The sequence below is a fragment of the Bacillus ectoiniformans genome (genome assembly GCF_016908875.1).
Lineage (GTDB): Bacteria > Bacillota > Bacilli > Bacillales > Domibacillaceae > Bacillus_BX > Bacillus_BX ectoiniformans.
On record NZ_JAFBES010000013.1, the window covers coordinates 47,869 to 73,825 of the forward strand.

The following is a 25,957-nucleotide window of genomic DNA, read 5'->3' on the forward strand; positions in this document are numbered from 1 at the left end:
AACAATAATATAGCTGGTGGTATAAGTGGCAGGGAAAATACCTGAAGAAACAATTCAACAAATTAAACAGTCGTCAGACATCACAGATGTAATTGGCGATTATGTTCAATTAAAGAAACAAGGAAGAAATTATTTTGGCCTATGCCCTTTTCACGGGGAAAAGTCACCGTCCTTTTCCGTTTCTCCCGACAAACAAATCTTTCATTGTTTCGGGTGCGGGGCAGGAGGAAATGTTTTCTCTTTCCTGATGGATATTGAAAATATTTCGTTTCAAGATGCAGTCGGCAAACTTGCAGAGCGAGCAGATATTCCATTAGAGATTTCTGTTTCTTCAAGCGAGGCTGATCCCCGAGTAGAGAACCGGTACGACAAAATGGTGGAAGCCCATGAATTGTTAGCTAAATTCTACCATCATTTATTGTTAAATACAAAAGAGGGTCAGGATGCATTAGAGTACCTGTATGAGAGAGGATTTTCTAAAGAAGATCTAGAATCTTTTCAAATAGGGTGGTCACTTCCGCACTGGGATTTTACAGTCAAGTTTTTGCAAAAACGAGGATTTGACCTGGAAATGATGCAGCAAGCAGGACTTGTGATTCAAAAAGAAAACGCTGAAGATTACTTTGACCGGTTCAGGGGAAGAATTATGTTCCCGCTGCACAATAACAAAGGAAAAACAGTAGGATTTTCAGGAAGAAGCCTCACAGATGAGCAGCCCAAATACTTAAACAGCCCGGAGACGCCGATTTTTAATAAGAGCAATCTTTTATATAATTATCACCGTGCGAGACCGGCCATCCGGAAACAGCAGAAGATTGTGCTGTTTGAAGGATTTGCTGATGTAATTGCAGCTGCAAGAGCAGGGGTTGAAACAGGGATTGCCACCATGGGAACCTCGCTGACCGATGATCATATTCATCAGATTAAACGGGCAGCCGACCAAATTGTCATTTGCTACGATGGGGATTCCGCGGGCCTTCAAGCCACTAACCGTGCGGCTGAAATGCTCGCAGCAAATGGGCTGGAGGTAAGAGTATCTGTATTGCCTGAGAAACTGGATCCTGATGACTATATTAAAAAATATGGAATGGAAAAGTTCCAGCATAATATAATAGGGAACAGTCTGACATTAATGGCATTTAAAATGGAGTATTATAAGCACGGGAAAAATATGCAGGATGAGGGACAAAGACTTCGCTATATCGAAGAAGTTGTAACTGAAATTGCGAAGCTGAAAAAAGCAGTAGAGCGCGATCATTATTTGCGCCAGATAGCTGATCAGTACTCCCTTTCACTCGATGCTTTGAAGCAGCAGGAAAAACAAGTGTTTTTCAAGCAGCGGAAAGAATCTCCTGAAACCTATAAAGCTGGGCCTCCAATCTTGGTGCAGCAAACGGCAAAGAAGCTCTACCCTGCGTACCAAACCGCAGAGCGAAGGCTTATAGCGCATATGTTAAAAGATGCAGAAGTCGCATTTAAGGTGAAAGATTTAATGGAGACTCATCCATTTAATCTCGATGAACATCAAGCAGTGTTTACTTATTTGCTTGGGTTTTATGAAGAAGGAAATGATCCGGATTCGAGCACGTTTATGAGCCGTCTTCCTGATGCGAATTTACGGCGGCTGATCTCGGAGATTGAGATGATGGCTGTCAATGACTCCGTCAATGAGGAAGAGCTGAATGATTATATAAAAAAAATCATTAAACAGCATAAGCTTGCAGAACTAAATGTGAAGAAACAAGAGCAGGTAGCAGCCGAAAGGCAGAACGATTATGCTACCGCTGCTAAAATCGCGATGGAAATCATGCAATTAAAGAAATTATTGTAATCCAGTATGAGGCAAGGATGTTGGAAGGAGGGGGACTAATGGCTGAAAAGTCAACACGTTCCAAAGAAACTGAAGTAACGCTTGAAAGAGCGAAAGAACAAATCTTAGAAATCGGTAAAAAGCGCGGTGAACTTTCCTACGATTATGTAGCTGATAAATTGGCAGGGTATGAAGTGGACTCTGAACAGATGGATGAATTCTATGAATTCCTCGGCGAACAAGGGGTAGAAATCACGAATGAAGACGGTGAGGAAGAAGATCCGAATATTCATGAACTTGAAAAAGAAAGTGAAGAATTCGATCTTAATGATTTAAGTGTTCCTCCTGGAGTTAAAATTAATGACCCAGTACGTATGTATTTAAAAGAAATTGGACGCGTCGACCTTCTGTCAGCCCAAGAAGAAATCCAGCTGGCTATGCGTATTGAAGAAGGCGACGAAGAAGCGAAGCGCCGTTTGGCGGAAGCTAACCTGCGTCTAGTTGTAAGTATTGCGAAACGTTATGTAGGGCGCGGCATGCTGTTCTTGGATTTGATTCAAGAAGGGAACATGGGATTAATCAAAGCTGTAGAAAAATTTGATTACCGCAAAGGGTACAAATTTAGTACGTACGCGACATGGTGGATCCGTCAAGCCATTACTCGTGCCATTGCTGATCAGGCAAGAACTATCCGGATTCCAGTGCATATGGTAGAAACCATTAATAAGCTGATTCGTGTTCAAAGACAGCTTCTTCAAGATCTTGGCCGGGAACCTTCTCCTGAAGAAATTGCCGAAGAAATGGATTTAACACCTGAAAAGGTGAGAGAAATTCTTAAAATAGCTCAAGAGCCTGTTTCCCTCGAGACACCAATTGGTGAAGAAGATGACTCCCATTTGGGCGACTTCATTGAGGATCAGGAAGCGACTTCACCTTCTGAACATGCAGCCTATGAACTTCTTAAAGAACAGCTGGAAGACGTCTTAGACACGCTGACAGACCGTGAAGAGAATGTCCTTCGCCTTCGTTTCGGTTTAGACGACGGACGCACCCGCACTCTTGAAGAAGTAGGCAAGGTATTCGGTGTAACGCGTGAACGAATTCGCCAAATTGAAGCGAAAGCTCTTCGCAAGCTCCGCCATCCGAGCCGAAGCAAGCGCTTGAAAGATTTTTTAGAATAGATGATTGAAAATAGTTTGCTTCTTTTTACAGAAGCAAACTATTTTTTTGCCAAAAATAGCAGGATTATGACAGAAAAGCACGAATAGTTATTTACAGGATGTGAAAGACAATGGATGATAAAAAAAAGATCATTATGAAAGAAATTATGCTTTGGAAAGAAAATCATATGCTGCCTGAGCATTACTGCGATTATTTATTGGCTTTATACAGTCAAGGAGAAGAGATCTCAGAACAGGCAAAGCCGCCAGCGCGAAACAGGCGAATAAAAGCTGCAGGCTTGTTTCTTTCTTTCCTATTATTAATAATTTCGTTATTTGTCATTTATTTTACTGAATTGTCATTCCCTTTGCAAACAGCGATTTTGACAACTTTTGTCGTATTTCTGTTAGAAGCTGGAATTTATTTTTCTAAAAAAGGAATGCTGATGCCTATTATTTATGTGGCTTCCGCGCTGATATTTTTATTGTTTTCAGTAGAATTAAATGCTTATGCATTTGAAAATAATCCATTTTCCCTTTATGGATTGGTATTCGCTAACTGTCTGCTTTGGTGGTATGCAGGGTCTAAACTCAAGCTTATTTATTTTGTGATCTCGGCTTGGATCGGAATACTAACCTTAATTATCTTTATATTAATATAATTTAAAAATTTATTGAAATATTAGAAAATTAACTGCTTTTTTGGAGCGCTCGATTGGAAAATGTGTCTAATTAGCGACAAAGAGAAAAAAATTCTAGTTAAAGTCTTTTCGTCATTCCTTTTTTAAAGTAAAATAATAGGTGTTTGTACTATCTATTTGTTATTTAGATACATAAGGGAGGTTAAGCAATGAATCGTAATCCGGTTATTCCATTTTTATTAATCATGGTGTTTGGTCTTGGTCTGATTTTCTTCCTTTCTTTAGAAGGTCTTGGAAATTCTGAAGAAATGGCGAAAGAAAAAGAAGGCGGAGAAAAGACGGAAGAAGCAGCTGGAGAGTTTGATCCAGAAGGTCACTACAAAGAATCTTGTATTGGCTGTCACGGTGGCAACTATGAAGGCGGAGCTGGCCCGGCGTTAAAAGGCACGAAACTTTCAAAAGACGAAATTAAAGACGTTTTAGTAAACGGAAAAGGCTCTATGCCTGCAGGTATGGTTCCAGCTGAAAATGCTGATGCCATGGCTGAATGGGTAAGCAAGCTTAAGTAATTAAGTAAAAAGTTCTTTGCCACGGGCAAAGGACTTTTTTTATGCTGAATTTATGTATAGAATAAAACGAGATGAATGAATAGACAAAAAGAAAATGTGGTGACTTAATGAATATTAATCAATTGTCCAAACGCTTAATGTGTGTGGCTTCTTATATACCTTCTGATTCAACCTTTGCAGATATCGGTTCTGACCATGCTTATTTGCCATGCTACGCCGTAAAGAATCACTTAGTCAAAAAGGCGGTTGCAGGAGAAGTAGTAGAGGGTCCTTTCCAAGCAGCAAAACAGCAAGTAGAGGAAGCAGGGCTGGTCGATTCAATTGATGTACGAAAAGGAAATGGTCTTGAGGTCATCTCAAAAGGAGAAGTGGACTGTATTACCATTGCAGGAATGGGCGGCTCATTAATTGCCTCTATTCTTGAAAATGGGAAAGCTAAGCTTGAAGGGGTTCAGCGGTTAGTGCTTCAGCCTAATTTGAACGCACGTGGAATTCGCCAATGGCTGATCGACCATCATTGGGAGCTGATAGCGGAAGAGATTATGGAAGAAGACGGGAAGGTCTATGAGGTCCTTGTAGCTGAAAAAGGACAGCCGTTGAAGCCATATTCTGATAAGCTTGAACAGGAGCTGTTAGTAGGCCCGTTTTTGATGAAGGAAAAGAATCAAGCCTTTTATAGAAAGTGGAAAAGAGAAGCGGGTCAATTAGAAGTGGTCCTCAAGAATTTAAAGAAAGCAGAAAATCAAGCAGCCGCTGAATCGAAAAAGCAGGCTGTTCTTTCGGAGTTAAATTGGATGAAGGAGGTACTGCGGGATGAAAAAGAAGATAGCTAACGGACAAGAAATCATTCAATTGTTTGAACAGTTTTCTCCAAAAAAATATGCGATGGAAGGCGACAAAATTGGGTTGCAGGTAGGCTCATTAAACAAGCCTGTAAATAAAGTTCTTGTAGCTTTGGATGTCTTAGAAGAAGTGGTAGACGAAGCGATTGAAATAGGCGCACAGCTGATTATCGCTCACCATCCCATCATCTTCCGCCCTTTAAAATCAATCGTCACAAGTGATCCTGCCGGAAGACTCTTGGAAAAATTGATTAAGAACGATATTGCGGTCTATGCAGCGCATACTAATCTTGATGTCGCAAAAGGCGGAGTGAACGATTGGCTGGCGGATGCGCTCGAATTGCATGAAAGAGAAGTGCTGGTTCCTACTTATGAAGAAGAGTTAAAAAAGCTTGCGGTGTATGTGCCTAAAAGCCATGAAGCAGAACTTAGGATCGCATTAGGTCAAGCAGGCGCGGGTTATATCGGGGAGTACAGCCATTGTTCATTTTCCACAGAGGGTACCGGACGTTTTGTCCCGACAGGCGGAGCAGAGCCTTACCTTGGTTCGGTCGGACAGCTTGAAGAAGTCCAAGAGGTCAAAATCGAAACGATCTATCCAAAACATGTGGAGAAAAAGATACTGACCGCTATGCTGAAAGCTCATCCTTATGAAGAAGTGGCTTATGATGTGTATGCACTCGAAAACTCAGGAGAAGAGCTGGGTCTTGGGCGGATCGGAAAGCTTCCTAAGCCGATGAAGCTCCGGGAGTTTGCGGAATTTGTGAAGGAAAAGCTTGATGTTAAAGCTGTGCGTGTGGTTGGAGATTTAGAAAGTGAAGTAAAAAAAGCCGCTGTGTTAGGCGGCGACGGCAACAAGTACTTCCAGTCGGCCAAATTTAAAGGAGCGGACGTGTACGTGACAGGTGATTTCTACTATCACACGGCTCATGACGCCTTGGCAGCCGGTCTAAATGTAGTCGATCCTGGTCATAATGTTGAAAAGGTAATGAAAGCAGGTACGGCTCATAAAATGTCTGAAATGGCTAAAGAAAGAGGATTTGAAACGGAATTTATTGCTTCTGAAATTAATACGGATCCATTTACATTTATTTAATAAGCTATGTTAAATATCTGGTTGACAAAGACCTGTTTTTTACTCAGAAACAGATAGACGTATAGCTGCATGTTGACCCCAAAAAAACGGGGCAGTTCGTTTAATTGACGAAGGTGTTAGTAAGGAACAGGTTTACGTATTTGTTGCAAGATGTCCTCAAAAGTAATCACAGCTATCGAAAAGGCTAGGTACATAGGTTTAATGGTGTGGAGACATACTAGCTCGCTCATTATTTTTGCTGGTTGCAATTCCTGAACTTGATCCATCTTTGAAATGACGACCATCTGTCAGCAAATTGATAAAGAAAAGCTGTCTGTCTCCATTAACCGTTAGATGGAAATGAAATATTAGGACAGGGGTTGTAGGGGGAGTAGCATTGTGAGAAAGAAGCTAGCAGCAGGCGTATTGATCGTGGTGGTTGTTATGGGTGTTGTATTTTTAGGACCATTTAATATTATTTCAGAATTCAATGAAAGAGGGGCTTTAAAAGATTTTATTTCTTCAGATAATACGTTTAAAGGATTAGAGATTCTTGATATTGATTATAGAGGTTCTGATACTTTCTTTGTACAAACTCAAGATGGAAATAATGAAAAAAATTTTATTATTATGAGGTATAATTCTTCAGTAATGAATGGTCATTGGAAGGTGTTTGAAGAAACGTCAAAAGAAAAATATTATTAATATTTTTCAATTGAAGAGGGGTTTCCTTTCTCATGAATGCTTCTTTGAAGTACTCTTAAAATCAACAATATTGTTTAACACCGTTATTGAATAAAAAAACAGCCAGGAGCAGCGGATGCCTCTGGCTGTTTTGAACGTTATCTTGTTTTTAATGTCGATCTTTTGACTTTTGGAAGAATTTTTTCTAAAGGCACTTTTCTTTCACGCGTCCAAGTACTTTCGTTTTCATAGTCAAAAGCTTCAAGAAATTGAATGACTTCTTTGACAATCGGAGTAGGTGTGGATGCTCCTGCTGTGATGGCGACTGTTTTCACATCTTTCAGCCACTCAATCTCTATTTCAGTTACATCAGAAACACGGTAAGCCTTCGTTCCTGCAATCTGTTCTGATACCTGGGCTAAGCGATTGGAGTTATTGCTTTTAGGATCGCCGACAACGATCAATAAATCAGCCTCTTTTGCCTGCTCTGCAACAGCTTCTTGACGTACTTGTGTAGCCAGGCAAATTTCCTGGTGCATTTTAGCATGAGGATATTTTTCCTGAATCTTGTCCATGATATCAGCCACATCCCACTGGCTCATCGTTGTCTGATTAGTGACAAGAATTTTCTCGTTGTCAATGTGAAGAGCTTCCACATCTGATACATTCTCTACTAGGCGCACAATATCTGGTGCAACTCCAACAGCACCCTCCGGCTCCGGATGGCCCTTTTTCCCAATGTAAATAATATGGTAGCCTTCTGCTTTTTTTTCACGGATTAAGTCGTGGGTTTTCGTTACATCAGGACAGGTGGCATCGATGGAAATCAGGTTTTTTTGTTCGGCGATCTGTCTGACTTCAGGTGATACGCCATGAGCAGTAAAGATAATCGTTCCCTCGTTTACTTTCTCGATGATTTCTTTACGGTTCGATCCATCGAGTGTGATGATCCCCTCCTGTTCAAAGGCATCAGTGACATGCTGGTTATGAACGATCTGTCCCAATATGTAAATGGGTCTCGGCAGGTTTTTATCTAAAGCGGCATTGCGCGCAATCACCATCGCATCGACAACACCGTAACAATAGCCTCTTGGGGCAATCTTAATAATATTCATAAAAAGTCCTCCTATATATATTCTCGGAGTGAGGTGCCAACCCCATCATCGGGGCTCCATGGATAGAAGCATTCTCTTTATCCTACCTTATTATATAGGAGGTTTGATATCTTTACAAAACAAAGCTTTAGCATGCGTATCCAGTTAAATATAAAGCTTGGGCTTAGAGACCCCCTGTTGCTGTTTGGGCTTGCTTTGAGGCAATGCTTGCTGCTGTTTGGCAGCGGTTTGAGGCTTTTTCTTAACTGCAGGTTCTGATGAATGAGTAGAATCGCTTTTTTTACTCGGTTTGCTCTCTTTATTCTTCTCTTCCGCTGATTCTGATTCAAGGTCAGGCAGGTTTTTTAACCCTCGATACAGCTTCCACATGGCAGGCAAATTTTTGACGATGGGTCCGTATTGCTGAACCATCGGCCCCATTTGCTGCATCGTTTGCAAAAACTGCTGAGTATTGGCCAGCATGTCTTGAAGGGAAGCGGGATTAGCTAATTTTTGCGCTGCGGGTGAAATGAAGGAACCTGCAGCCCTTTGGCGTTCGAATCCAGTCAGCGCTTTTCCGCCCGATCCTCCCTTTTTGCTCAGCAAGTTTCTTAGAAAACCTCCCCGTCCTCTAGGCCGCTTGGGCATATGAGGAGGCATGCTATAGGGAGGGTAAGCTCTAGGGAAGCTGTACGGGGAGCCGGGATGGTTTCTAGGCTGGAATGGAGGCATCATGATCAATCCTTTCAAATAGTTTATTTTTCATATTATTGTATGCGGCAATCTTTAAAACGTTTAAACTGCGCCAAGCGGTAAAATACTGAATAGTACAATATTCGTCAAAACTTTGATTTATTGCGGTTTTTATTATACTATCAAGGTGGAGTAAAAGGCTTATTTAGCACAAAGGAGTGTCACTATTGACAAAAAAAACATTTGAAAGTTATGGTTTTCAGCCATTTCTCAATAAAGGAATTGCCGATTTAGGTTTTAAACAGCCGACAGAAATTCAAGAACGCATGATGCCATTAATCATTAAAGGCGAAAGTGCGATTGGCCAATCCCAAACAGGAACAGGAAAAACTCATTCCTACCTTTTGCCGATTTTAGATAAAATTAATCCAGCTCAGCATGACGTTCAAGCTGTTATTACTGCCCCTACACGAGAACTGGCTAATCAAATCTACCAGGAAATTTTAAAACTGACGAAGTTTTCAGAAGAAGAAATTACAGCCCGCTGCTACATGGGCGGTACAGATAAACAGCGTGATATCGACAGATTAAAAACCCAGCCGCATATTATTGTGGGAACCCCGGGCCGAATTAACGACTTAGTAAAAGAACAAGCATTATTTGTTCATAAAGCTAATTTCCTTGTCATTGATGAAGCAGATCTAATGCTTGATATGGGATTTATCGTTGATGTCGATCAAATTGCCGGAAGAATGCCTGAGAAGCTGCAAATGCTTGTATTCTCAGCGACTATTCCACAGAAATTAAAGCCGTTTCTTAAAAAATACATGGAGAATCCAGAATATGTGCATGTACAGCCAAAGCATCTTTCAGCTGAAAACATTAAGCATGTTCTAGTTCCAAAAAAGAGCCGGGAGAAAATTGATCTTTTGCATGATATGCTGAAGGCTTATAATCCTTACTTGGCTGTTGTATTCACTAATACGAAGCAAAAAGCTGACGAAGTAGCGAATGCTTTATTAGAAAAAGGATTAAAAGTTGGCCGGATTCATGGTGACCTTACTCCGCGTGACCGTAAGCGAGTAATGAAGCAAATTCATGATCTTGAGTTTCAATATATTGTAGCAACAGATTTAGCAGCTAGAGGAATTGACATTGAAGGAATTAGCCATGTCATCAATTACGAACTGCCAAGAGATCTTGATTTCTATGTTCACCGAGCGGGAAGAACAGCTCGTGCCGGTTTCTCAGGCATTTGTTCAACGATTTACATGCCAAGTGATGAAGATGCGATTGCCCGTCTTGAAAAATTAGGCATTTCGTTCAGCCATGCCGATTTGCGTGCGGGTGAGTGGGTAGAGTTAAATGACCGCAACCAACGTAAAAAGCGCGAAAAAGGTGTAGACGAAATCGATAAGAAAGCAAGTTCGATCGTTCGCAAACCTAAAAAGGTAAAGCCAGGTTATAAGAAGAAAATGCAAAGAGAAATTGTGTCATATAAAAAGCGTGAACGCCGGTTAGAATCTAAGCGAAATAATACAAAAAAGAAATAACTGGTGCAGGGTGACGGCTCGCTTTTAGCGGGCCTTTTTAAATAGAAATGAACGGCAAATGCACTTTATTTTGACCAGGGCATTAAGCAATTTTTGTAAAGGAGAGGTAAACATGTTAAAGATCGGATCTCACGTGTCAATGAGCGGCAAGAAAATGCTGCTAGGAGCAAGTGAAGAAGCTGCTTCCTACGGCGCAACTACATTTATGGTGTATACAGGCGCGCCGCAAAACACGCGCAGAAAAAAGATTGAAGACCTGAATATTGAAAAGGGCCATTTACATATGAAAGAACATGGTTTAGCAGATATGGTCGTGCATGCACCATACATTATCAATATCGGGAACTCAAAAAACCCAGACACATTTGAACTCGGAGTGAACTTTTTGAGAACGGAAATTGAGCGGACAGAAGCTCTTGGCGCGAAACAAATTGTCTTGCATCCGGGTGCCCATGTGGGAGAGGGAACAGAAGCTGGAATCAAAAAAATTATTGAAGGGTTGAATGAAGTATTAACCAAAGATCAACCTGTGCAAATTGCTTTAGAAACGATGGCAGGCAAAGGTTCAGAATGCGGACGTAATTTCGAAGAGCTGGCGATGATTTTTGATGGCGTGCATTTAAATGAAAAATTGTCTGTCTGCTTTGACACTTGTCATACTCATGATGCCGGTTATAATATCAAAACGGATTTCGATGGGGTACTGGAGCAGTTCGATCACTTTATAGGCATTGAAAATCTTAAAGTTCTGCATATTAATGACAGTAAAAATGAATGCGGCGCCCGTAAAGACCGCCATGAAAATATCGGGTTTGGCCACATTGGGTTTGATGCGTTGAATTATATTGTTCATCACCCGCAGTTAATGGATGTGCCGAAAATTTTAGAAACACCGTACGTCGGAGAAGATAAAAAAACGAGCAAACCTCCTTATAAGCATGAAATTGACATGCTGAAAGCGAAAACGTTCGATCCGGCCGTCCTTGAAAAAATTATGGCTCAATGATGAAAACAGCCGCATGGAAATGTATGCGGCTGTTTTTGTGCAGGCTTCAGTTTACGAACATAGAAAATACCCGATTGATCTGCCGGGCTGTTTGCGGGCTTGTGGCTTTAGCGATTTCACGAAGCAGCTGAGCTCTTTCTTTCTCATTAAATAAGTCTACTCTTCGCTTGCGGACACAGGCTGCTACTTTTTCAGCCTCGTCTTCACTAAGAGGGATATTCAGCTGTTTTGCATACTTTAACAGCTCTTTGCCTGTGATTGCTTGAGCTTTTTGATTAATCATATGCTGAATAAGTTTCATGCACCGTCACTCCTTTATCTCGTCTTTCTAACCTATGAAAGAAGAAGGGAGGACGTGAGTAAAAGTTCAGTGAAAAAGGGGAATTTTTAGCAGAGACATGGACGAGTAGAAATTTGTACTTGGCTCGCACTTTAATCAATGCTTCAGTATAAAAAAACTGCCGGCCATGCCGGCAGTTTGCTGTAAAAAGAGTTCTTTTTTAGTTAATGGATGTCACGCTTTTTAAAGCGGCCGCCGCGGACTTCAGCAATATCAGCGACTGCTAAAAAGGCGCTAGGATCGATTTCTTCTACGATTAATTTCAGTTTGGCTTCTTCAAGCCTTGTAATTACGCAAAAGATCACTTTTTTATCGTCGCCTGTATAAGCTCCTTCACCTTTTAAGTAAGTCACTCCACGGCCTAACCGGGCAAGAACAGCTTCGCCAATATCTTTGTGCTGATCACTGATGATCCAGGCGGATTTAGACTGATCTAAACCTTCAATAACAATATCGATCGTTTTAAACGTAATGAAGTAGGCGAGAATAGAATACATCGCCCGGTCCCATCCGAAGACAAAACCGCCCCAGCTGAAAATAAAGATATTGAAAAACATAATTAATTCTCCGACCGAGAACGGTACGCGCTTATTCAATAAAATAGCCAGAATTTCCGTCCCGTCTAATGATCCGCCGTAACGGATCACGAGGCCTACTCCTACGCCGAGGACAATTCCCCCAAAGACAGAAGCTAAAAGCATGTCATCAGTAAAAGCGGGCACATGGTGCAAGTATGTAGTGGATAACGATAAAACCGCTATACCGAATAAGGTGGATATGGCAAATGTTTTACCGATTTGTTTATACCCAATAAAGAAGAAAGGAATATTGAGGAAGAAAAGAAAAAGTCCTAATTTGATTCCTGATAAATGTGAGAGGATAATGGAGATTCCTACAATTCCTCCATCCATAATTAGATTAGGAACAAGAAACACTTCAATTCCAATGGCCATGAGAATGGCACCGAGCACAATGAAAGCTGTCCGTTTAGCAATTTTTAATTTCGTCAGCCCTCTATGCTGAATATGTTCATTAATTTGCTGCTGCAGCATTTTCTGGTCCATGACATTCCGCCTTTCTAAACTGTATTGCATTTGCAGTATTTGCAGTGACACTTTTTATTTTACCATACATGATCGTTATCAAATAATGATATGTCATAAATGGCCGGCTCATAAGGCTTTATCAATTGTTCAATTTTTGTATTAGACTAGATCGCTTCTTGGTTTACTTTTAATAGTAGTTCATGTATACTTCTAATGTTCTTAAATCGTAACAATTCTTAAAGGAGACATTTACGTGGCTCAAACACCTGTCATTAATATCAAGAATTTATCCTACCGTTATGACCGAAATAATGTGCTGGAGAATATTCAATTAACTGTCCCTAAAGGGGCATTTTTAGGTTTAGTCGGTCCCAACGGATCAGGCAAATCCACTCTTTTAAAACTTATATTGGGATTGCTTAAGGTGAAGGAGGGCGAAATACAGTTATTTGGCCAGCCGCAGGAAAAGTTTAAAGAATGGGATCAGATTGGCTATGTATCTCAAAAGGCTAATTCATTTAATACCGGTTTTCCTGCTACAGTATATGAAGTGGTGGCCAGCGGATTGACTAAAAAAATTGGCCTGTTTAAATATGTGGGCACGAAAGAGAAAGAGGAAATCAAAAAAGCCATTGCCGCGGTAGGCATGGAAGATTTTCTTCAGCGTAATATCGGAGAACTATCGGGCGGCCAGCAGCAGCGAGTATTTATTGCACGGGCGATTGTGTCTAAACCTGAACTGTTAATTCTCGATGAACCGACTGTCGGTATTGATAGTAAAAATGTGAAATCTTTTTATGATATGCTCGCCTTTTTAAACAAAGATATGGGCATTACGTTACTGCTGGTGACTCATGATATTGGGATTGTCAGCGACAAAGTGACACATGTCGCCTGTTTGAATAAGTTTTTGCATTTTCATGGAAGCATGCAGCAATTTGAAAGACTGGATGAGCAGGATATTTCCCAATTGTATGGACATGGAATTCATCTGCTGGATCATAATCATGATCATTAGGAGGGCAGAGAGATGATTGAAGCGATTTTTCAATATGAATTTTTACAGAATGCCTTTTTAACGGGCATTATTATCGGAGTTATTGCTCCTTTGCTTGGAGCGTTTATTGTTGTCAGGCGGCTGTCACTGATTGCGGATGCGCTAAGCCATGTAACGTTGGCTGGAATCGCTGCAGGGCTGTATTTCAGTCAGACCTTTGCTTTTATGTCCTGGGTGAATCCGTTATATACAGGAATGGTGTTTTCTGTTGGCGGATCCATCTTTATTGAAAGGCTGCGGATGGTTTATAAGCATTACCAGGAGCTGGCTATTCCAATTATCCTTTCAGGCGGAATAGGCATTAGTGTTATTTTCATTTCATTAGCGGATGGTTTTAATACGGACTTATTCAGTTATTTATTTGGGAGTGTGAGCGCAGTCAGCCGAGCAGATTTAATGGCGATCAGCGCGATCAGTATTATCGTCATTGCGACAGTCATTTTGCTTTATAAGGAATTATTTTTGCTGTCCTTTGATGAAGATCATGCGAAAGCGTCGGGTCTGCCTGCCAAAACGATTCACTTTATTTTTATCGTACTGGTCGCGCTAGTCATTGCCGCGTCTATGCGGATTATTGGCGTATTATTAGTATCGGCACTGATGACTTTGCCTGTGGCGGCAAGCATGAGATTAGCGAAAGGGTTTAAACAGACCATTTTCTTTTCTGTACTGTTTGGAGAAATAGCAGTGATTGCCGGTTTATTCAGCGCCTTTTATTTAGATTTGGCTCCAGGGGGGACAATTGTCGTTTCTTCGATTATAATTTTATTAGCGGTTATTTCTATTAAAAGAGTCGGTAAACGTTAGCGGGGTGAAGACATTGAACTTAACTCAAGCCATGGACTTATTAAAGCAAAAAGGCTATAAGCATACAGGCAAGCGGGAGGATATGCTGGCATTATTTGCGAAGCATGACAAATATTTAACGGCCAAGGATGTCCTAGAGCATATGAAATCGAGTTATCCAGGGCTTAGCTTTGATACAATATATCGGAATTTGGCACTGTTTGTAAGCCTGGGTATTTTTGAGGAGACAGAATTATCTGGTGAACGTCATTTTCGATTTACCTGTTCACATACGGAGCACCACCATCACTTTATTTGTCTTGAATGCGGCAAAACGCGTGAAATACACATGTGTCCGATGGATCGAATTGAACAGCTTCCGGGCTATGAAATATCTGGCCATAAATTCGAAATTTACGGTGCTTGCCCTGAGTGCAGCGAATTAACAAGTAAGTAGAAATAGGGCAAAAAGCAAAAAGAAGAAGCATCTCGAAAGATGCTTCTTCTTTTTGCTTTATTTGTTTTCTCTATCCCAATTTTCCACCCATCGCTCAGCTTCTTTCCAATTATTGACTCGAATGACTCCTTCAGGAATCGGGTCTTGGTTATAAGGGGTATTAAATAGCAGAACGGGAATATTAATTTCTTCATGAATCATCACAGCATTATCATGTTTGTCTTCAAAGAAAATGTCCACATTATGTGCTTTCGCTGCCTTTAATTTATCATGTGAACCAATCAGTTCAATATGATCGTACCAAATATCTTTTTCGTGAAACCATTGTTCCGTGACTTCAAATAAATGGCTGCGTCTGGCACTGATAAAATATAGCTGGAATTGTTTTTTCCATTTATTTAATACTAGTTCAGCTCCGTTAGCGAGCGGAGAACAGGAGTAGATCACTGGTTCTCTTTCGTTGAACCAATCACGAAAACGCTCCGGTGAAATATTTAATGCTTTAGATAAATCATATTGTTTAATATCATCAAGTGTTATGTTTAGTGAAAAATCCTCATTAATAAAGGGAATCAAGCTGGTTGGGCAGGTAACTGTGCCGTCAATGTCTATTCCAAAGCGTTTTTCTTTCATATCAATGGCTCCTTATTGTCGAATCATGTTCAAAGTGTAACATAAAATTGTCGATGATGGTTAGCTCCACGGTGAAATCGAGTTCTGTATATTCTTTTTCTTATCTGCAAACACTAAGAACGCTCTTCAATTATGGAAAGCGGGGGATAAAGAGTGAAGGATCACACGGAACATAAAGAAGCTCTTCGTCATGCAAATGATATGGATACAAGACCTTACATGGAAGAGTCTGCATCAGAGCTCGCCGCTCCGATTCCTGTGGAGCGCGAAAGACCAGAGCCTCATAGAGAAGAAGTCACTGAGGGCGGCCGAGGGATTGGATATGCGGCTTTAATTTTGTCCATCCTTGCGTTATTCACCGTTCCCGTTCTGTTTGGAGCAGCCGGAATCATTTTAGGATTCATGGCAAGAAGACGGGGTTCGGAAGGATTGGGCGCTTGGGCAGTGGGAATTGGTACGGTTTCCATCATCATGGGGCTATTTGTCTTGCCGTTCTTTTAAGAATAGCTGAAGCTGTGGTTGCACATTGAATTGCATAAGAAAAGCCTGGCAGCAGCCAGGCTTTTAAATTTGTGCTTCTTCAGCTTGTTTTTGGTAATATTCTTCCGCGATGATGTCGATTTCTTTTTTAAGTTCTTCGACCATAATTTCTTCTGGTACTTTACGGACAATCTTCCCTTTGCGGAACAGCAAGCCTTCTCCTCGTGCTCCAGCAATGCCAATATCGGCTTCTCTGGCTTCCCCAGGCCCATTCACGGCACAGCCAAGAACAGCTACTTTAATTGGCGCTTTGATCTTTTGGATGTATTCTTCCACATCATTCGCAATGCTGATCAAGTCAATTTCAATCCGTCCGCATGTCGGGCAGGAAATTAATGTAGCTGCGTTCGAAGACAGGCCAAATGACTTTAGTAATTCTCTGGCTACCTTTACTTCTTCCACGGGGTCTGCACTTAATGAAATGCGCAAAGTGTTGCCGATCCCTTTGCTTAAAATAGCTCCAAGACCTGCGGCGCTCTTAACAGTACCGGCAAACAAGGTACCTGATTCTGTAATTCCGAGGTGAAGCGGATAATCAAAAGCCATAGCTGCTTTTTCGTACGCTTCAATCGCTAAGTTCACATCCGAAGCTTTCATGGAAACGATAATGTCATGGAAATCAAGGTCTTCTAAAATTTTAATATGATGCAGCGCGCTTTCGACCATGCCGTCTGCAGTAGGGTAACCATATTTTTCAAGGATTCTTTTTTCAAGGCTTCCGGCATTGACGCCAATCCGAATCGGAATCCCTTTCGCTTTAGCCGCATTGACAACAGCTTCAACTTTTTCTCTGCGGCCGATGTTGCCAGGGTTGATCCTGATCTTATCTGCGCCGCCTTCTATTGCTTTAAGTGCTAATTTATAGTCAAAATGAATATCAACGACAAGCGGTATGCTGATTTGACGTTTAATCTCAGCGATCGCATCAGCCGCACGTTCATCTGGACAAGCCACACGAACCACTTGGCATCCTGCTTCTTCTAATCGGTGAATTTCTTTCACCGTTGCTTCAACATCATGAGTCTTTGTTGTCGTCATACTTTGGATTATTAGCTCGTTGCTTCCGCCGATTGTTAAATTGCCTACTTTAACCGGACGTGTATTTGAACGATGGATTATTTCACTCAATGGTGATTCGCCCCTTTTTTAAATCTGATATGAATAAATCTGTTTCAATGAATAATTGTACCAGTAGTCGTATAGAAAAGACAAGAAAAGGGATGCTAATTCTATTTAAAGTTAAGACCTGTTAATATACAGGGAATTTATAGGCTTGTCCTGACTGAATATCTTCCGGGTTTAGTCCATTATTCAGGCGTTTAAAGTCATCCACCACTTTAGCGATGTCTATTGGCTGATCTGATGCGGACAGTTTGTCGGCTATTGATAAAACGGTGTCGCCTGCTTTAACAGTAACAGACTGATATTCTTTTTCTGAATCAGATTCCCATGCCGGGACTTCTTTCTGAAAATTCACGGTTTGTGCAGAGGGCAGGGATCCCACAGATAAGTCATTCCAGATACCCATTAGTACAATGACAGCAGCTAAAAATAATAATAAATTTTTCATTGATTACCCTCCTTATTCTGCAATATATGCGCGTTTTTAATAAGTATGACTAATCATGAAATAAAAAAAGCACTGACAAAAATCAGTGCAGAGGAGCAGAGGGCTGCTTCTTTTTAGGAGCAGGAACCGCTTTGATGACTAAATATAAAAACCCGAGAGTGATGATCCAGTCGGCTAAAAAGCTAAGTGGGATACTGATGCCGAATAATTGCAATAGGGTAAAAAGTATAGCGGAAGGGGTAATCGCATAAGCACCTAGCCGGAAGCTTTGGCTGTAGTTCAGTTTTCTGTTTAAAAGATTTTTAAATAACAAACCGAAAACCGCCACGATCGTGACTTTAATAAACCCAGCAGCTGATATAAATAAGTAATAAATAAAAAACAAAACTGGAAAGATAATAAGTAAGTACGCTTGAGCGGAAGTTATAAAACGAAGCAATTCTGTATCTTTCACATCTTCGTTGCTGATGAAGGAGTATGAAAATGTCTGAATTTCACCGTTAACGGCTAGGGCTGCTTCATTTTTCAGCAAAGCAAATGTATCAGGCTTTACTTCACTTGCAGTGATCGTTCCGCTTGGATCAAATAGGATGTCCAATTCATCTTTATGCACGGTTTGCGTTTCTGGGTGCTCAGCTATCAGTTCGCCATTTTGAATGGAAAAGGGAGGAAGATCATTGGAAATGGCTTCTCTCAAAGAGGCTAGTCCGCCTGCAGCTAATTGGCCAGTATGATAAATAAAAGGCAAAGAAGTTATAAATAGAAGAAAAAATAAATAGAGAATGGTTTTTCCAATTCCTTGAAAACGATAGAAAGCCACTTTTTTGGGTAAGTATAAACTGGTGATCAATTGCTGAAATATATTCATTTTGTAAATGCTCCTTTCAAAACCCTAACTTATCAATTGTAAGATTAAATGGGAAAAAAGATCAAGAAAAGATAAAACCAACCATTTGTTTTGTAACATAAATGTAATATTAGCGCCCTTATGTTAATCAATTGTAAATTTTTCATTGAGATCATTTACTTATGGCAGAGTTTTTATTAATAATTGTAGAGGGTTTGCAAGTTTTGTCGAATTCAATTGATTAGGAGTGAGAAAATGGATATCCAAGAAATGCTGTTCCAATTCATTGGAGGCCTTGGTATATTTCTTTATGGAATTAAATTAATGGGTGAAGGTTTGCAAGCATCTGCTGGCGACCGTTTGCGAGATATTTTAGACCGCTTCACCACAAATCCTCTAATGGGTGTATTGGCTGGTATTATCGTAACCGTGCTGATCCAATCCAGTTCAGGGACAACAGTTATTACGGTCGGACTTGTAAGTGCTGGCTTTATGACGCTAAGACAAGCAATTGGTGTTATTATGGGTGCCAACATCGGTACGACTGTAACGGCCTTTATCATTGGATTTGACATCGGTGAATATGCGCTGCCGATTATCGCTTTAGGGTCAATTTTGATCTTCTTCTTTAAGAATAAAAAAGTTCATAATTACGGGATGATTCTTTTTGGATTTGGTGCCCTGTTTTATGGACTAGAACTTATGAGTGGCGGAATGAAGCCGCTGCGGTCATTAGAATCTTTCCATGAACTAACGGTCAATATGAGCTCCAACCCTATTTTGGGTGTAGTTATTGGTACTGTATTTACTGTAATCGTTCAAAGTTCAAGTGCGACAATCGGAATTTTGCAAGGGTTATTCAGTGAGAGTTTAATTGATATTAACGGTGCATTGCCTGTGTTGTTTGGAGATAATATCGGAACAACAATCACAGCGGTATTGGCTAGTATTGGTGCATCAGTGGCAGCGAGAAGAGCAGCAGCAACCCACGTTTTGTTTAACTTAATCGGAACGACGATCTTTATGATCTTATTGCCGCTGTTTACAAAGCTGATTCTGTTCTTCCAATCGAGTCTAGATTTAAATCCAGAAATGACGATTGCCTTTGCACACGGTACGTTTAATTTAACAAATACATTGATTCAGCTTCCGTTTGTTGGATTGCTTGCGGTTATTGTTACAAAGTTAATTCCTGGTGAGGATTCGTTAATTGAATATAAAGCAAAACATTTAGATCCTATCTTTATTGAGCAGTCACCATCCATTGCACTTGGCCAAGCGAAAGAAGAAGTCATTCGCATGGGTAATTTTGCTACAAAAGGGATGGAAGAAACACATTGTTACTTAAAAACAAAACTGCAAAAGCATTCAGATACAGCTTATCAGCTTGAGGATGCGATAAATAATTTAGATAAAAAAATTACAGATTATTTAGTTCAGCTGTCAGGTGCTTCATTATCGGCTGTTGAATCAGAAAGACATTCTGTGCTGATGGATACGGTTCGCGATATTGAGCGAGTGGGAGACCACTTTGAAAATATTTTAGAGCTTGTCGATTATCAGCAAGCCAATAAAGTGAAAATTACGGACGATGCGATGCAAGACCTTGAAGTCATGTTTAAATTAACGACAGAAACGGTCAGCAAAGCTGTGAAAGCATTAGATGAAAACAATTTAGATTTAGCACGTGAAGTAGCTGAGAAAGAAGATTTAATCGACAAAATGGAAAGAAAACTTCGCAAGCAGCATATCTTGCGTTTGAACGAAGGACTTTGCACAGGACAAGCTGGGATCGTATTTGTAGATATCATCAGCAATTTAGAGCGTATGGGTGACCATGCTGTCAATATTGCTGAAGCTGTTCTTGGCATCAGAGATTCTTTATAATAGAAAAGACTCAAAAGCGAGCAGAAATGCATCGTTTTTGAGTTTTTTTTTTGATGCTAACTTCTTATGATGAGTTGAAATGTCTGATAATTCGAGCCGTTTTCTACCGGATCAAAATTTAAAGAGGGAATGAAAAGTCATTTCAATTGAAACAAAGGGGTAAATTTGGTAGTCTAAATAATGAAAGTACAATACATTCATTTACTACATAAGGAGGAATTTATTATGGCATTTGAATTACCAGAATTACCTTACGCATATGACGCATTGGAGCCGCATATCGACAAGGAGACAATGAATATCCACCACACGAAGCACCACAACACATATGTAACAAAGTTAAACGATGCGCTGCAAGGACAAGACGAGCTGTTAAGCAAGTCTGTTGAAGAAGTAGTCGCTAACTTGGATGCAGTTCCAGAAGCAGCTCGCACTGCTGTTCGCAACAACGGCGGCGGCCATGCGAACCACTCATTATTCTGGCAAATCCTATCTCCAAACGGAGGCGGAGAGCCAACTGGTGAATTAGCTGAAGCGATCAACAGCAAATTCGGAAGCTTAGACAAGTTTAAAGAAGAATTCGCAGCAGCTGCAGCTGGCCGCTTTGGTTCTGGCTGGGCTTGGCTAGTAGTGAACAACGGCGAACTTGAAGTAACAAGCACACCAAACCAAGACTCTCCATTAATGGAAGGCAAGACGCCTGTTCTAGGCCTTGATGTTTGGGAGCATGCTTACTACTTGAACTACCAAAACCGCCGTCCTGATTACATCAACGCATTCTGGAATGTAATCAACTGGGATGAAGTAACAAAACGCTACAACAACGCTAAATAATTGAAGCTGAAGCAGGCCGTTTACATACGGTCTGCTTTTTTCGTGCATAACTTTCCCCCTTTCTCCAAAGGCTAATCAGGAGTACAAAGGGGGTGCGACATGACAATTATAAAAAAATGGTTCCGTCACTTGGACTTGACTAGAGACTTGATGCTGTTGCTTATAATTGGCGGATTGTATTCTCTGAGCGTAGCGTTATCGAATACGTTTGTGAACATATATTTGTGGAAACAGACCGGAGAGTTTATCGACCTTGCGATTTATAACTTAACCGTAGCAGGGGTTCAGCCGATTGCTTTCATTATCGCAGGCAAATGTGCAAAAAAAGTGGATCGAGTGATTGTATTGAGGGCAGGGGTCAGCATATTGGCGCTATTTTATATAGCGGTTCTTTACTTCGGCAGCGAGGCCTCTAACTGGCTTGTTTTATTGGGAGCCTTGCTTGGGTTAGGCTACGGATTTTATTGGCTGGCTTATAATGTGCTGACATTTGAAATAACCGAGCCGGAAACAAGAGATTTCTTCAACGGCTTTTTTGGTACGCTATTTTCTGCAGGGGGTATGTTTGGTCCGATTGCAGCCGGATTTATCATCAGCCGATTTGCTTCCTTTACCGGGTACTTTATTGTGTTTGGTCTCTCTCTTGCCTTTTTTATAGCGGCGGTCATTTTTAGCTTGTTTTTAAAGAGGCGGCCTTCAGATGGACATTTTCAGCTCGTTTCTGTCTGGAGAGAACGAAGCCGGAATGCGGATTGGGAAAGAATTACGAATGCGCACTTTTTTCAAGGGCTGAGAGAAGGCGTCTTTGTATTTATTATTTCCGTGTTTGTCTTTGTCACTACAGGCAGCGAGCTGGCCTTGGGCACGTACGGTCTCGTCTACTCCGGCATTTCTTTTGTCAGCTACACGCTCGCAACGAAGTTTGTCAAAAAGCCGCATAGAAAAGCCGTCATATTAGCAGGCGGGATTGTGTTGTTTCTCTCGCTTTTTCTCATTATTAGCGATTTAACCTTTTCTAAGCTTCTTATTTACGGCGCCATTATAGCCGTAGCCTATCCTTTTTTGCTTGTCCCATATATTTCTATGACGTATGATGTGATCGGCCAAAGCTTTAAAGCGGCTGAAATGCGTGTAGAGTATATTGTCATAAGGGAAGTGTTTCTGAATGCAGGGAGGTTAGTGTCCATCCTGTCATTTATTGCAGCTATCACTTTCTTTGACGAGAAAACAAGCATACCCATCTTATTGATGGTTCTAGGCGCTGGACATACACTTATTTACTTCTGTATTAGAAAAGTGAACACTCATACGGTAAGAGACTTGGTTCATTAGAATGAAGTCTCTTTTTTCTTGTGTGTATATGTAGAAAAAAATGCGAAATATGTTTAAAATGGTTGGTAGACTAAAAAAGAAATATACAATAGAGAGGATCGTGTCCGGTGAAAAAGACAAAGAAAAAGAAAAAAACACATGTCCCTTTTCGGATGAACATGATGTTTTTCGTTGTCTTTTTGCTTTTTTCCATATTAATTTTCAGGTTGGGGATTGTGCAAATTGTTCAAGGAGAGGACTATCAGCGAAAGATTGAACGTACAGAAGACGTGACGGTAAATGCCAGCGTCCCAAGGGGGAAAATCTTTGACCGCGGCGGACAAGTCATCGTGGATAATGTGCCGCAAAACTCGATTACCTATACTCGTTCGAAAGCTGCCAATCAGAAAGAAATGATGGACACAGCTAAAAAGCTGGCTAAATTGATTTCTAAAGAAACCGAACAAGTGACAGAGCGGGATAAAAAAGATTTTTGGATTATGAGGAATGAAGAGAAAGCAAAGGGAAAAATATCAGCTAAAGAATGGGCCAAGTTTGAAGAAGGAGAAATTTCCGATAAGGAAATTTACCAATTGCAGCTGGACCGAATCACTGAAAACAATTTAAAAGAGATAAGTGAAGAAGAGTTAGAAGTATTAGCGATCTACCGCGAGTTCACTTCTGGCTATTCTATGACGCCTCAAGTGGTGAAAAATAAAAATGTGACCGAAGAAGAATACGCGATTGTCAGCGAGAATTTATCGACACTTCCAGGGGTAAATACGACAACTGACTGGGACCGAGCTTACACTTATGATGGAACGCTCCGAACCGTGCTTGGCAATATTTCCTCTTCTCGCGAAGGTTTGCCAAAAGAGATGGCTGACTTTTATTTATCGAGAGACTACAGCCGAAATGATCGTGTCGGTAAAAGTTACATTGAATATCAATATGAAGAAGTTTTACGCGGACAAAAAACAAAGATGAAGAATATCACGGACAAAGCAGGGAATATTCTTGATTCGGAAATCGTTCGCGAAGGCCAGCGCGGCAAAGATTTAATTTTGACGATAGATATGGATCTGCAGCTGGCTGTGGAAGCGATTATTGAAGAAGAATTGTTGAAAACGAAACGTCAGCCGGGACATCCGCTTTTAGACAGAGCGTTTGTGACGATGCTTGACCCGAACACGGGGGAAGTATTGGCGCTTGCTGGTAAAAGGTATACTGTTTCCAAAGGGAAAGCAGAAATGCAGGACTTTGCTTTAGGTAATATATCTACTTCCTACACAATGGGGTCTTCTGTGAAAGGAGCCACTATTATGACGGGGTATATGACAGGAGTGAACCGTCCGGGTGAAGTCATGGTTGATGAACCGCTTCGCTTTAGAGGCACGAATCCTAAAAGTTCATGGTTTAACCGCGGTGGCGCCATTGGTATTAACGATACCTATGCGCTGATGCGTTCATCTAACGTGTATATGTTTAAAACAGCGATTAAGATCGGTAAAGGAAAATACCGGCCTAATCAAGGGTTGAAGCTTGATCCTGAGGCTTTCAGTATTATGAGACGTCACTTTAATCAATTTGGTCTTGGCGTGCCGACAGGAATCGACTTGCCGAATGAGCAGACAGGCTATCAAGGAAGAACTCCAGCCGGAGAACCGGGCTTGCTGCTGGATTATTCCATCGGACAGTTTGACACATACACTCCGATGCAACTGGCTCAATATGTCTCTACCATTGCTAATGGAGGATATCGGATGAAGACGCATATTGTGAAAGAAATCCGCGAGCCGGTATCTGAATTGAACAAAATTGGTCCAGTAGCTAAAGAAATCCGTCCAGAAGTGTTAAATCGAATTGACGCCAAGCCTGAATGGATTGACCGCGTGCAGGAAGGATTCCGCCAAGTGGCCCAATCTTCACAAGGGACGGGGGCGAAATATCTTTCCAGTGCACCCTATAAACCAGCCGCTAAAACAGGAACAGCGGAAGGATTATATGATGGGCCGGACCGAGAAAAGTACACCAAAAATGGCGGAATCCCGCCTATGACGTGGAATTTGACGTTAGTTGGCTATGCGCCTCATGACAATCCGGAAGTCGCTTTTTCGGTTGTCGTCCCGTGGGCATACCAGGGTGGAAACGCTACAGACATTAACAAAATCATCGGTCGCAGAATCCTTGATAAGTATTTTGAACTGAAAGAAGAACGAATGGAAAATATGTCCTATGAACTAACGGTTGAAAAAGATGTGAAAAAACCGGATGGGGATGCTGAATCAGCAGAAACAGAAGATGAAGTTTCTGATAAAGAATGAGGAAAGGCACTCAGGCTGCTCTAGCTGAGTGCCTTTTTGGTGCGCCTAAATAGGTGAGAGGGAGAAATGTAAAGGAAAAGCAAGAAGAGGACGAGCTTCATTTACAAAACCTTAACATCCCATTAAAACCGGATTAATAGTCCTGCTTTATTCTGTTAACTGTAGCAAATAAAAATAATTACTTTGTAGGGGGAAAAAAGAATGAAGCCAGTAAAAGTTCTTGCCGTATCAGCCATGATTGGATCCGCACTTGTATTAGGGGCTTGCGGAGATTCAGGGAGTGGAGAAAAGTCAGCACAATCTAGTGAAACGGACAAACAAATGCAAGGTAATATTAAAATCGATGGATCTTCTACTGTTTATCCAATTATGGAAGCTGTTTCCGAAGAGTATATGATGGAACAGCCTGATGTAAAAGTGACAGTTGGATTTTCAGGAACTGGCGGGGGATTTGAAAAATTCATCGCAGGTGAAACTCAAATGAGTAATGCTTCTCGTCCAATTAAAGATGAAGAAAAAGCAAAGCTTGAAGAAAAAGGAATTGACTTTACGGAAGTTCCATTAGCATACGATGGTCTTTCAGTCGTGATTAATAAAGAAAATGATTTTGTTGATAAGTTAACTATTGAAGAATTGCAAAAAATGTGGGTAGATAACGGCAAGCCAAAGAAATGGTCTGACATTCGTGAAGGCTGGCCAGAAGAAGAGATAAAATTATATTCTCCAGGAACAGATTCAGGTACGTATGATTATTTCAATGAAGTCATTCTTGAAGATCAGCAAATTGATAAAGGAGCTACTTTATCTGAAGATGACAACGTACTTGTTCAAGGTGTAACTGGTGACAAAAATGCGATTGGCTATTTTGGATATGCGTACTACCTTGAAAATAAAGATAAATTAAAAGTTGTTCCTGTTGACGGCGGAAAAGGCGCAGTTGAGCCGACAAACGAAACAATTGAAAGCGGAGAGTATGCTCCATTGTCTCGTCCTCTATACACGTATGTAGCGAACAAAGCACTGGCTGAAGATAAGGCTGTGCAAGATTACACAACCTTCTTAGTTGAAAATGCAGGGGCGCTTGCTGAAGATGTTGGTTACGTGAAGCTGCCAGAAGAAGAGTATAAAAAGTCATTGGATGCAATTGAGTCATTAAAGAAATAACGGATAAAGAATAAATTTAAGCAGGGTGGATGGG

26 protein-coding genes are annotated in these 25,957 nt (G+C 40.9%); 18 read left to right on the plus strand and 8 right to left on the minus strand.

Translation table 11 applies throughout. The annotated features are described in order from the left end of the window. The first annotated feature begins 25 nt into the window (after positions 1-25). The 7 genes from dnaG (at position 26) to JOC78_RS14600 (ending at position 6,802) form a co-directional block, all read left to right on the plus strand. Positions 26-1,831 carry a DNA primase gene (dnaG, locus tag JOC78_RS14570; protein ID WP_204557147.1) on the plus strand — a complete coding sequence of 602 codons (1,806 nt, stop codon included), beginning with the start codon at positions 26-28 and terminating at the stop codon, positions 1,829-1,831. Between the two features lie 38 nt (positions 1,832-1,869). Then, complete coding sequence (rpoD, locus tag JOC78_RS14575; protein WP_204557148.1) at positions 1,870-2,991, plus strand: RNA polymerase sigma factor RpoD; 1,122 nt, start codon at positions 1,870-1,872, stop codon at positions 2,989-2,991. Between the two features lie 110 nt (positions 2,992-3,101). Further along, a complete protein-coding gene (locus tag JOC78_RS14580; RefSeq protein ID WP_204557150.1) occupies positions 3,102-3,632 on the plus strand; it encodes a hypothetical protein in 531 nt (176 codons plus the stop codon). 188 nt (positions 3,633-3,820) lie between these two features. Beyond that, positions 3,821-4,180 (plus strand): cytochrome c550, encoded by a 360-nt coding sequence (gene cccA, locus JOC78_RS14585; RefSeq protein WP_204557152.1) that lies wholly within the window; start codon positions 3,821-3,823, stop codon positions 4,178-4,180. Between the two features lie 107 nt (positions 4,181-4,287). Then, the gene (locus tag JOC78_RS14590) at positions 4,288-5,013 is read left to right on the plus strand and encodes a tRNA (adenine(22)-N(1))-methyltransferase (protein WP_204557153.1); all 726 of its coding nucleotides are present in this window, start codon (positions 4,288-4,290) and stop codon (positions 5,011-5,013) included. After that, positions 4,994-6,118 carry a Nif3-like dinuclear metal center hexameric protein gene (locus tag JOC78_RS14595; protein ID WP_204557155.1) on the plus strand — a complete coding sequence of 375 codons (1,125 nt, stop codon included), beginning with the start codon at positions 4,994-4,996 and terminating at the stop codon, positions 6,116-6,118. The genes JOC78_RS14590 and JOC78_RS14595 overlap by 20 nt, the downstream gene beginning before the upstream one ends. A gap of 378 nt (positions 6,119-6,496) precedes the next feature. After that, the gene (locus JOC78_RS14600) at positions 6,497-6,802 is read left to right on the plus strand and encodes a hypothetical protein (RefSeq protein WP_204557157.1); all 306 of its coding nucleotides are present in this window, start codon (positions 6,497-6,499) and stop codon (positions 6,800-6,802) included. A 137-nt stretch (positions 6,803-6,939) separates the two neighbouring features. Here the strand turns inward: JOC78_RS14600 and JOC78_RS14605 are convergent, their stop codons facing one another. Then, complete coding sequence (locus tag JOC78_RS14605; protein ID WP_204557159.1) at positions 6,940-7,896, minus strand: 4-hydroxy-3-methylbut-2-enyl diphosphate reductase; 957 nt, start codon at positions 7,894-7,896, stop codon at positions 6,940-6,942. A gap of 144 nt (positions 7,897-8,040) precedes the next feature. Then, complete coding sequence (gene vrrA, locus JOC78_RS14610; protein ID WP_338023216.1) at positions 8,041-8,610, minus strand: VrrA/YqfQ family protein; 570 nt, start codon at positions 8,608-8,610, stop codon at positions 8,041-8,043. A 185-nt stretch (positions 8,611-8,795) separates the two neighbouring features. Between vrrA and JOC78_RS14615 the strand changes: the two genes are divergently transcribed. Beyond that, the gene (locus JOC78_RS14615) at positions 8,796-10,121 is read left to right on the plus strand and encodes a DEAD/DEAH box helicase (protein WP_204557161.1); all 1,326 of its coding nucleotides are present in this window, start codon (positions 8,796-8,798) and stop codon (positions 10,119-10,121) included. A gap of 112 nt (positions 10,122-10,233) precedes the next feature. Beyond that, positions 10,234-11,127, plus strand: a complete 894-nt coding sequence (locus JOC78_RS14620; RefSeq protein ID WP_204557162.1) for a deoxyribonuclease IV — start codon at positions 10,234-10,236, stop codon at positions 11,125-11,127. Positions 11,128-11,173: 46 nt separating this feature from the next. Here the strand turns inward: JOC78_RS14620 and JOC78_RS14625 are convergent, their stop codons facing one another. Beyond that, entirely contained in the window at positions 11,174-11,428 is a 255-nt protein-coding gene (locus JOC78_RS14625; RefSeq protein ID WP_204557163.1) for a DUF2624 domain-containing protein, read from the minus strand. A gap of 203 nt (positions 11,429-11,631) precedes the next feature. Beyond that, positions 11,632-12,531, minus strand: coding sequence for a YitT family protein (locus tag JOC78_RS14630; protein ID WP_204557165.1), 900 nt, complete (start codon positions 12,529-12,531; stop codon positions 11,632-11,634). A gap of 235 nt (positions 12,532-12,766) precedes the next feature. Here JOC78_RS14630 and JOC78_RS14635 point away from each other — a divergent pair, with 235 nt between their 5' ends. Genes JOC78_RS14635 through JOC78_RS14645 form a run of 3 tightly spaced genes read left to right on the plus strand, consistent with a single transcriptional unit; the run spans position 12,767 to position 14,813 of the window. Continuing rightward, on the plus strand, positions 12,767-13,531 hold the full coding sequence (locus JOC78_RS14635; protein ID WP_204557167.1) for an ATP-binding cassette domain-containing protein: 765 nt from the start codon (positions 12,767-12,769) through the stop codon (positions 13,529-13,531). A gap of 12 nt (positions 13,532-13,543) precedes the next feature. Beyond that, positions 13,544-14,377 carry a metal ABC transporter permease gene (locus JOC78_RS14640; protein ID WP_204557170.1) on the plus strand — a complete coding sequence of 278 codons (834 nt, stop codon included), beginning with the start codon at positions 13,544-13,546 and terminating at the stop codon, positions 14,375-14,377. A gap of 31 nt (positions 14,378-14,408) precedes the next feature. Further along, positions 14,409-14,813, plus strand: a complete 405-nt coding sequence (locus JOC78_RS14645) for a Fur family transcriptional regulator (RefSeq protein WP_420829948.1) — start codon at positions 14,409-14,411, stop codon at positions 14,811-14,813. A 57-nt stretch (positions 14,814-14,870) separates the two neighbouring features. Here JOC78_RS14645 and JOC78_RS14650 read toward each other — a convergent pair whose 3' ends face one another. Then, on the minus strand, positions 14,871-15,446 hold the full coding sequence (locus tag JOC78_RS14650; protein WP_204557182.1) for a hypothetical protein: 576 nt from the start codon (positions 15,444-15,446) through the stop codon (positions 14,871-14,873). Positions 15,447-15,599: 153 nt separating this feature from the next. Between JOC78_RS14650 and JOC78_RS14655 the strand changes: the two genes are divergently transcribed. Beyond that, positions 15,600-15,947: a DUF4190 domain-containing protein gene (locus JOC78_RS14655; RefSeq protein ID WP_338023217.1), complete on the plus strand. Its 348-nt coding sequence runs from the start codon at positions 15,600-15,602 to the stop codon at positions 15,945-15,947. A gap of 63 nt (positions 15,948-16,010) precedes the next feature. Here the strand turns inward: JOC78_RS14655 and ispG are convergent, their stop codons facing one another. From ispG to JOC78_RS14670, 3 genes are all read right to left on the minus strand, one after another. After that, the gene (gene ispG / locus JOC78_RS14660) at positions 16,011-17,114 is read right to left on the minus strand and encodes a flavodoxin-dependent (E)-4-hydroxy-3-methylbut-2-enyl-diphosphate synthase (RefSeq protein ID WP_204557184.1); all 1,104 of its coding nucleotides are present in this window, start codon (positions 17,112-17,114) and stop codon (positions 16,011-16,013) included. 121 nt (positions 17,115-17,235) lie between these two features. Continuing rightward, positions 17,236-17,556 (minus strand): LysM peptidoglycan-binding domain-containing protein, encoded by a 321-nt coding sequence (locus JOC78_RS14665; RefSeq protein ID WP_204557187.1) that lies wholly within the window; start codon positions 17,554-17,556, stop codon positions 17,236-17,238. An 82-nt stretch (positions 17,557-17,638) separates the two neighbouring features. Continuing rightward, on the minus strand, positions 17,639-18,424 hold the full coding sequence (locus JOC78_RS14670) for a DUF1189 domain-containing protein (RefSeq protein WP_204557190.1): 786 nt from the start codon (positions 18,422-18,424) through the stop codon (positions 17,639-17,641). A 234-nt stretch (positions 18,425-18,658) separates the two neighbouring features. Here JOC78_RS14670 and JOC78_RS14675 point away from each other — a divergent pair, with 234 nt between their 5' ends. The 5 genes from JOC78_RS14675 (at position 18,659) to JOC78_RS14695 (ending at position 25,923) form a co-directional block, all read left to right on the plus strand. After that, complete coding sequence (locus JOC78_RS14675) at positions 18,659-20,290, plus strand: Na/Pi cotransporter family protein (RefSeq protein WP_204557193.1); 1,632 nt, start codon at positions 18,659-18,661, stop codon at positions 20,288-20,290. 225 nt (positions 20,291-20,515) lie between these two features. Beyond that, the gene (gene sodA / locus JOC78_RS14680) at positions 20,516-21,124 is read left to right on the plus strand and encodes a superoxide dismutase SodA (protein ID WP_204557195.1); all 609 of its coding nucleotides are present in this window, start codon (positions 20,516-20,518) and stop codon (positions 21,122-21,124) included. 99 nt (positions 21,125-21,223) lie between these two features. Beyond that, on the plus strand, positions 21,224-22,456 hold the full coding sequence (locus JOC78_RS14685) for an MFS transporter (protein ID WP_204557197.1): 1,233 nt from the start codon (positions 21,224-21,226) through the stop codon (positions 22,454-22,456). Positions 22,457-22,608: 152 nt separating this feature from the next. Further along, positions 22,609-24,759, plus strand: coding sequence for a penicillin-binding transpeptidase domain-containing protein (locus tag JOC78_RS14690; protein ID WP_239587200.1), 2,151 nt, complete (start codon positions 22,609-22,611; stop codon positions 24,757-24,759). Positions 24,760-24,960: 201 nt separating this feature from the next. Continuing rightward, a complete protein-coding gene (locus tag JOC78_RS14695) occupies positions 24,961-25,923 on the plus strand; it encodes a PstS family phosphate ABC transporter substrate-binding protein (RefSeq protein ID WP_204557199.1) in 963 nt (320 codons plus the stop codon). Positions 25,924-25,957 lie beyond the last annotated feature (34 nt).

Excerpts from the sequence above, each read along its gene's own strand:
- rpoD (WP_204557148.1), top strand. The coding sequence starts at position 1,870 with ATGGCTGAAAAGTCAACACGTTCCAAAGAAACTGAAGTAACGCTTGAA.
- JOC78_RS14580 (WP_204557150.1), top strand. The coding sequence starts at position 3,102 with ATGGATGATAAAAAAAAGATCATTATGAAAGAAATTATGCTTTGGAAA.
- cccA (WP_204557152.1), top strand. The coding sequence starts at position 3,821 with ATGAATCGTAATCCGGTTATTCCATTTTTATTAATCATGGTGTTTGGT.
- JOC78_RS14590 (WP_204557153.1), top strand. The coding sequence starts at position 4,288 with ATGAATATTAATCAATTGTCCAAACGCTTAATGTGTGTGGCTTCTTAT.
- JOC78_RS14595 (WP_204557155.1), top strand. The coding sequence starts at position 4,994 with ATGAAAAAGAAGATAGCTAACGGACAAGAAATCATTCAATTGTTTGAA.
- JOC78_RS14605 (WP_204557159.1), bottom strand. The coding sequence starts at position 7,896 with ATGAATATTATTAAGATTGCCCCAAGAGGCTATTGTTACGGTGTTGTC.
- vrrA (WP_338023216.1), bottom strand. The coding sequence starts at position 8,610 with ATGATGCCTCCATTCCAGCCTAGAAACCATCCCGGCTCCCCGTACAGC.
- JOC78_RS14620 (WP_204557162.1), top strand. The coding sequence starts at position 10,234 with ATGTTAAAGATCGGATCTCACGTGTCAATGAGCGGCAAGAAAATGCTG.
- JOC78_RS14625 (WP_204557163.1), bottom strand. The coding sequence starts at position 11,428 with ATGAAACTTATTCAGCATATGATTAATCAAAAAGCTCAAGCAATCACA.
- JOC78_RS14630 (WP_204557165.1), bottom strand. The coding sequence starts at position 12,531 with ATGGACCAGAAAATGCTGCAGCAGCAAATTAATGAACATATTCAGCAT.
- JOC78_RS14640 (WP_204557170.1), top strand. The coding sequence starts at position 13,544 with ATGATTGAAGCGATTTTTCAATATGAATTTTTACAGAATGCCTTTTTA.
- JOC78_RS14645 (WP_420829948.1), top strand. The coding sequence starts at position 14,409 with ATGGACTTATTAAAGCAAAAAGGCTATAAGCATACAGGCAAGCGGGAG.
- JOC78_RS14650 (WP_204557182.1), bottom strand. The coding sequence starts at position 15,446 with ATGAAAGAAAAACGCTTTGGAATAGACATTGACGGCACAGTTACCTGC.
- JOC78_RS14665 (WP_204557187.1), bottom strand. The coding sequence starts at position 17,556 with ATGAAAAATTTATTATTATTTTTAGCTGCTGTCATTGTACTAATGGGT.
- JOC78_RS14670 (WP_204557190.1), bottom strand. The coding sequence starts at position 18,424 with ATGAATATATTTCAGCAATTGATCACCAGTTTATACTTACCCAAAAAA.
- JOC78_RS14675 (WP_204557193.1), top strand. The coding sequence starts at position 18,659 with ATGGATATCCAAGAAATGCTGTTCCAATTCATTGGAGGCCTTGGTATA.
- sodA (WP_204557195.1), top strand. The coding sequence starts at position 20,516 with ATGGCATTTGAATTACCAGAATTACCTTACGCATATGACGCATTGGAG.
- JOC78_RS14685 (WP_204557197.1), top strand. The coding sequence starts at position 21,224 with ATGACAATTATAAAAAAATGGTTCCGTCACTTGGACTTGACTAGAGAC.
- JOC78_RS14690 (WP_239587200.1), top strand. The coding sequence starts at position 22,609 with ATGAACATGATGTTTTTCGTTGTCTTTTTGCTTTTTTCCATATTAATT.
- JOC78_RS14695 (WP_204557199.1), top strand. The coding sequence starts at position 24,961 with ATGAAGCCAGTAAAAGTTCTTGCCGTATCAGCCATGATTGGATCCGCA.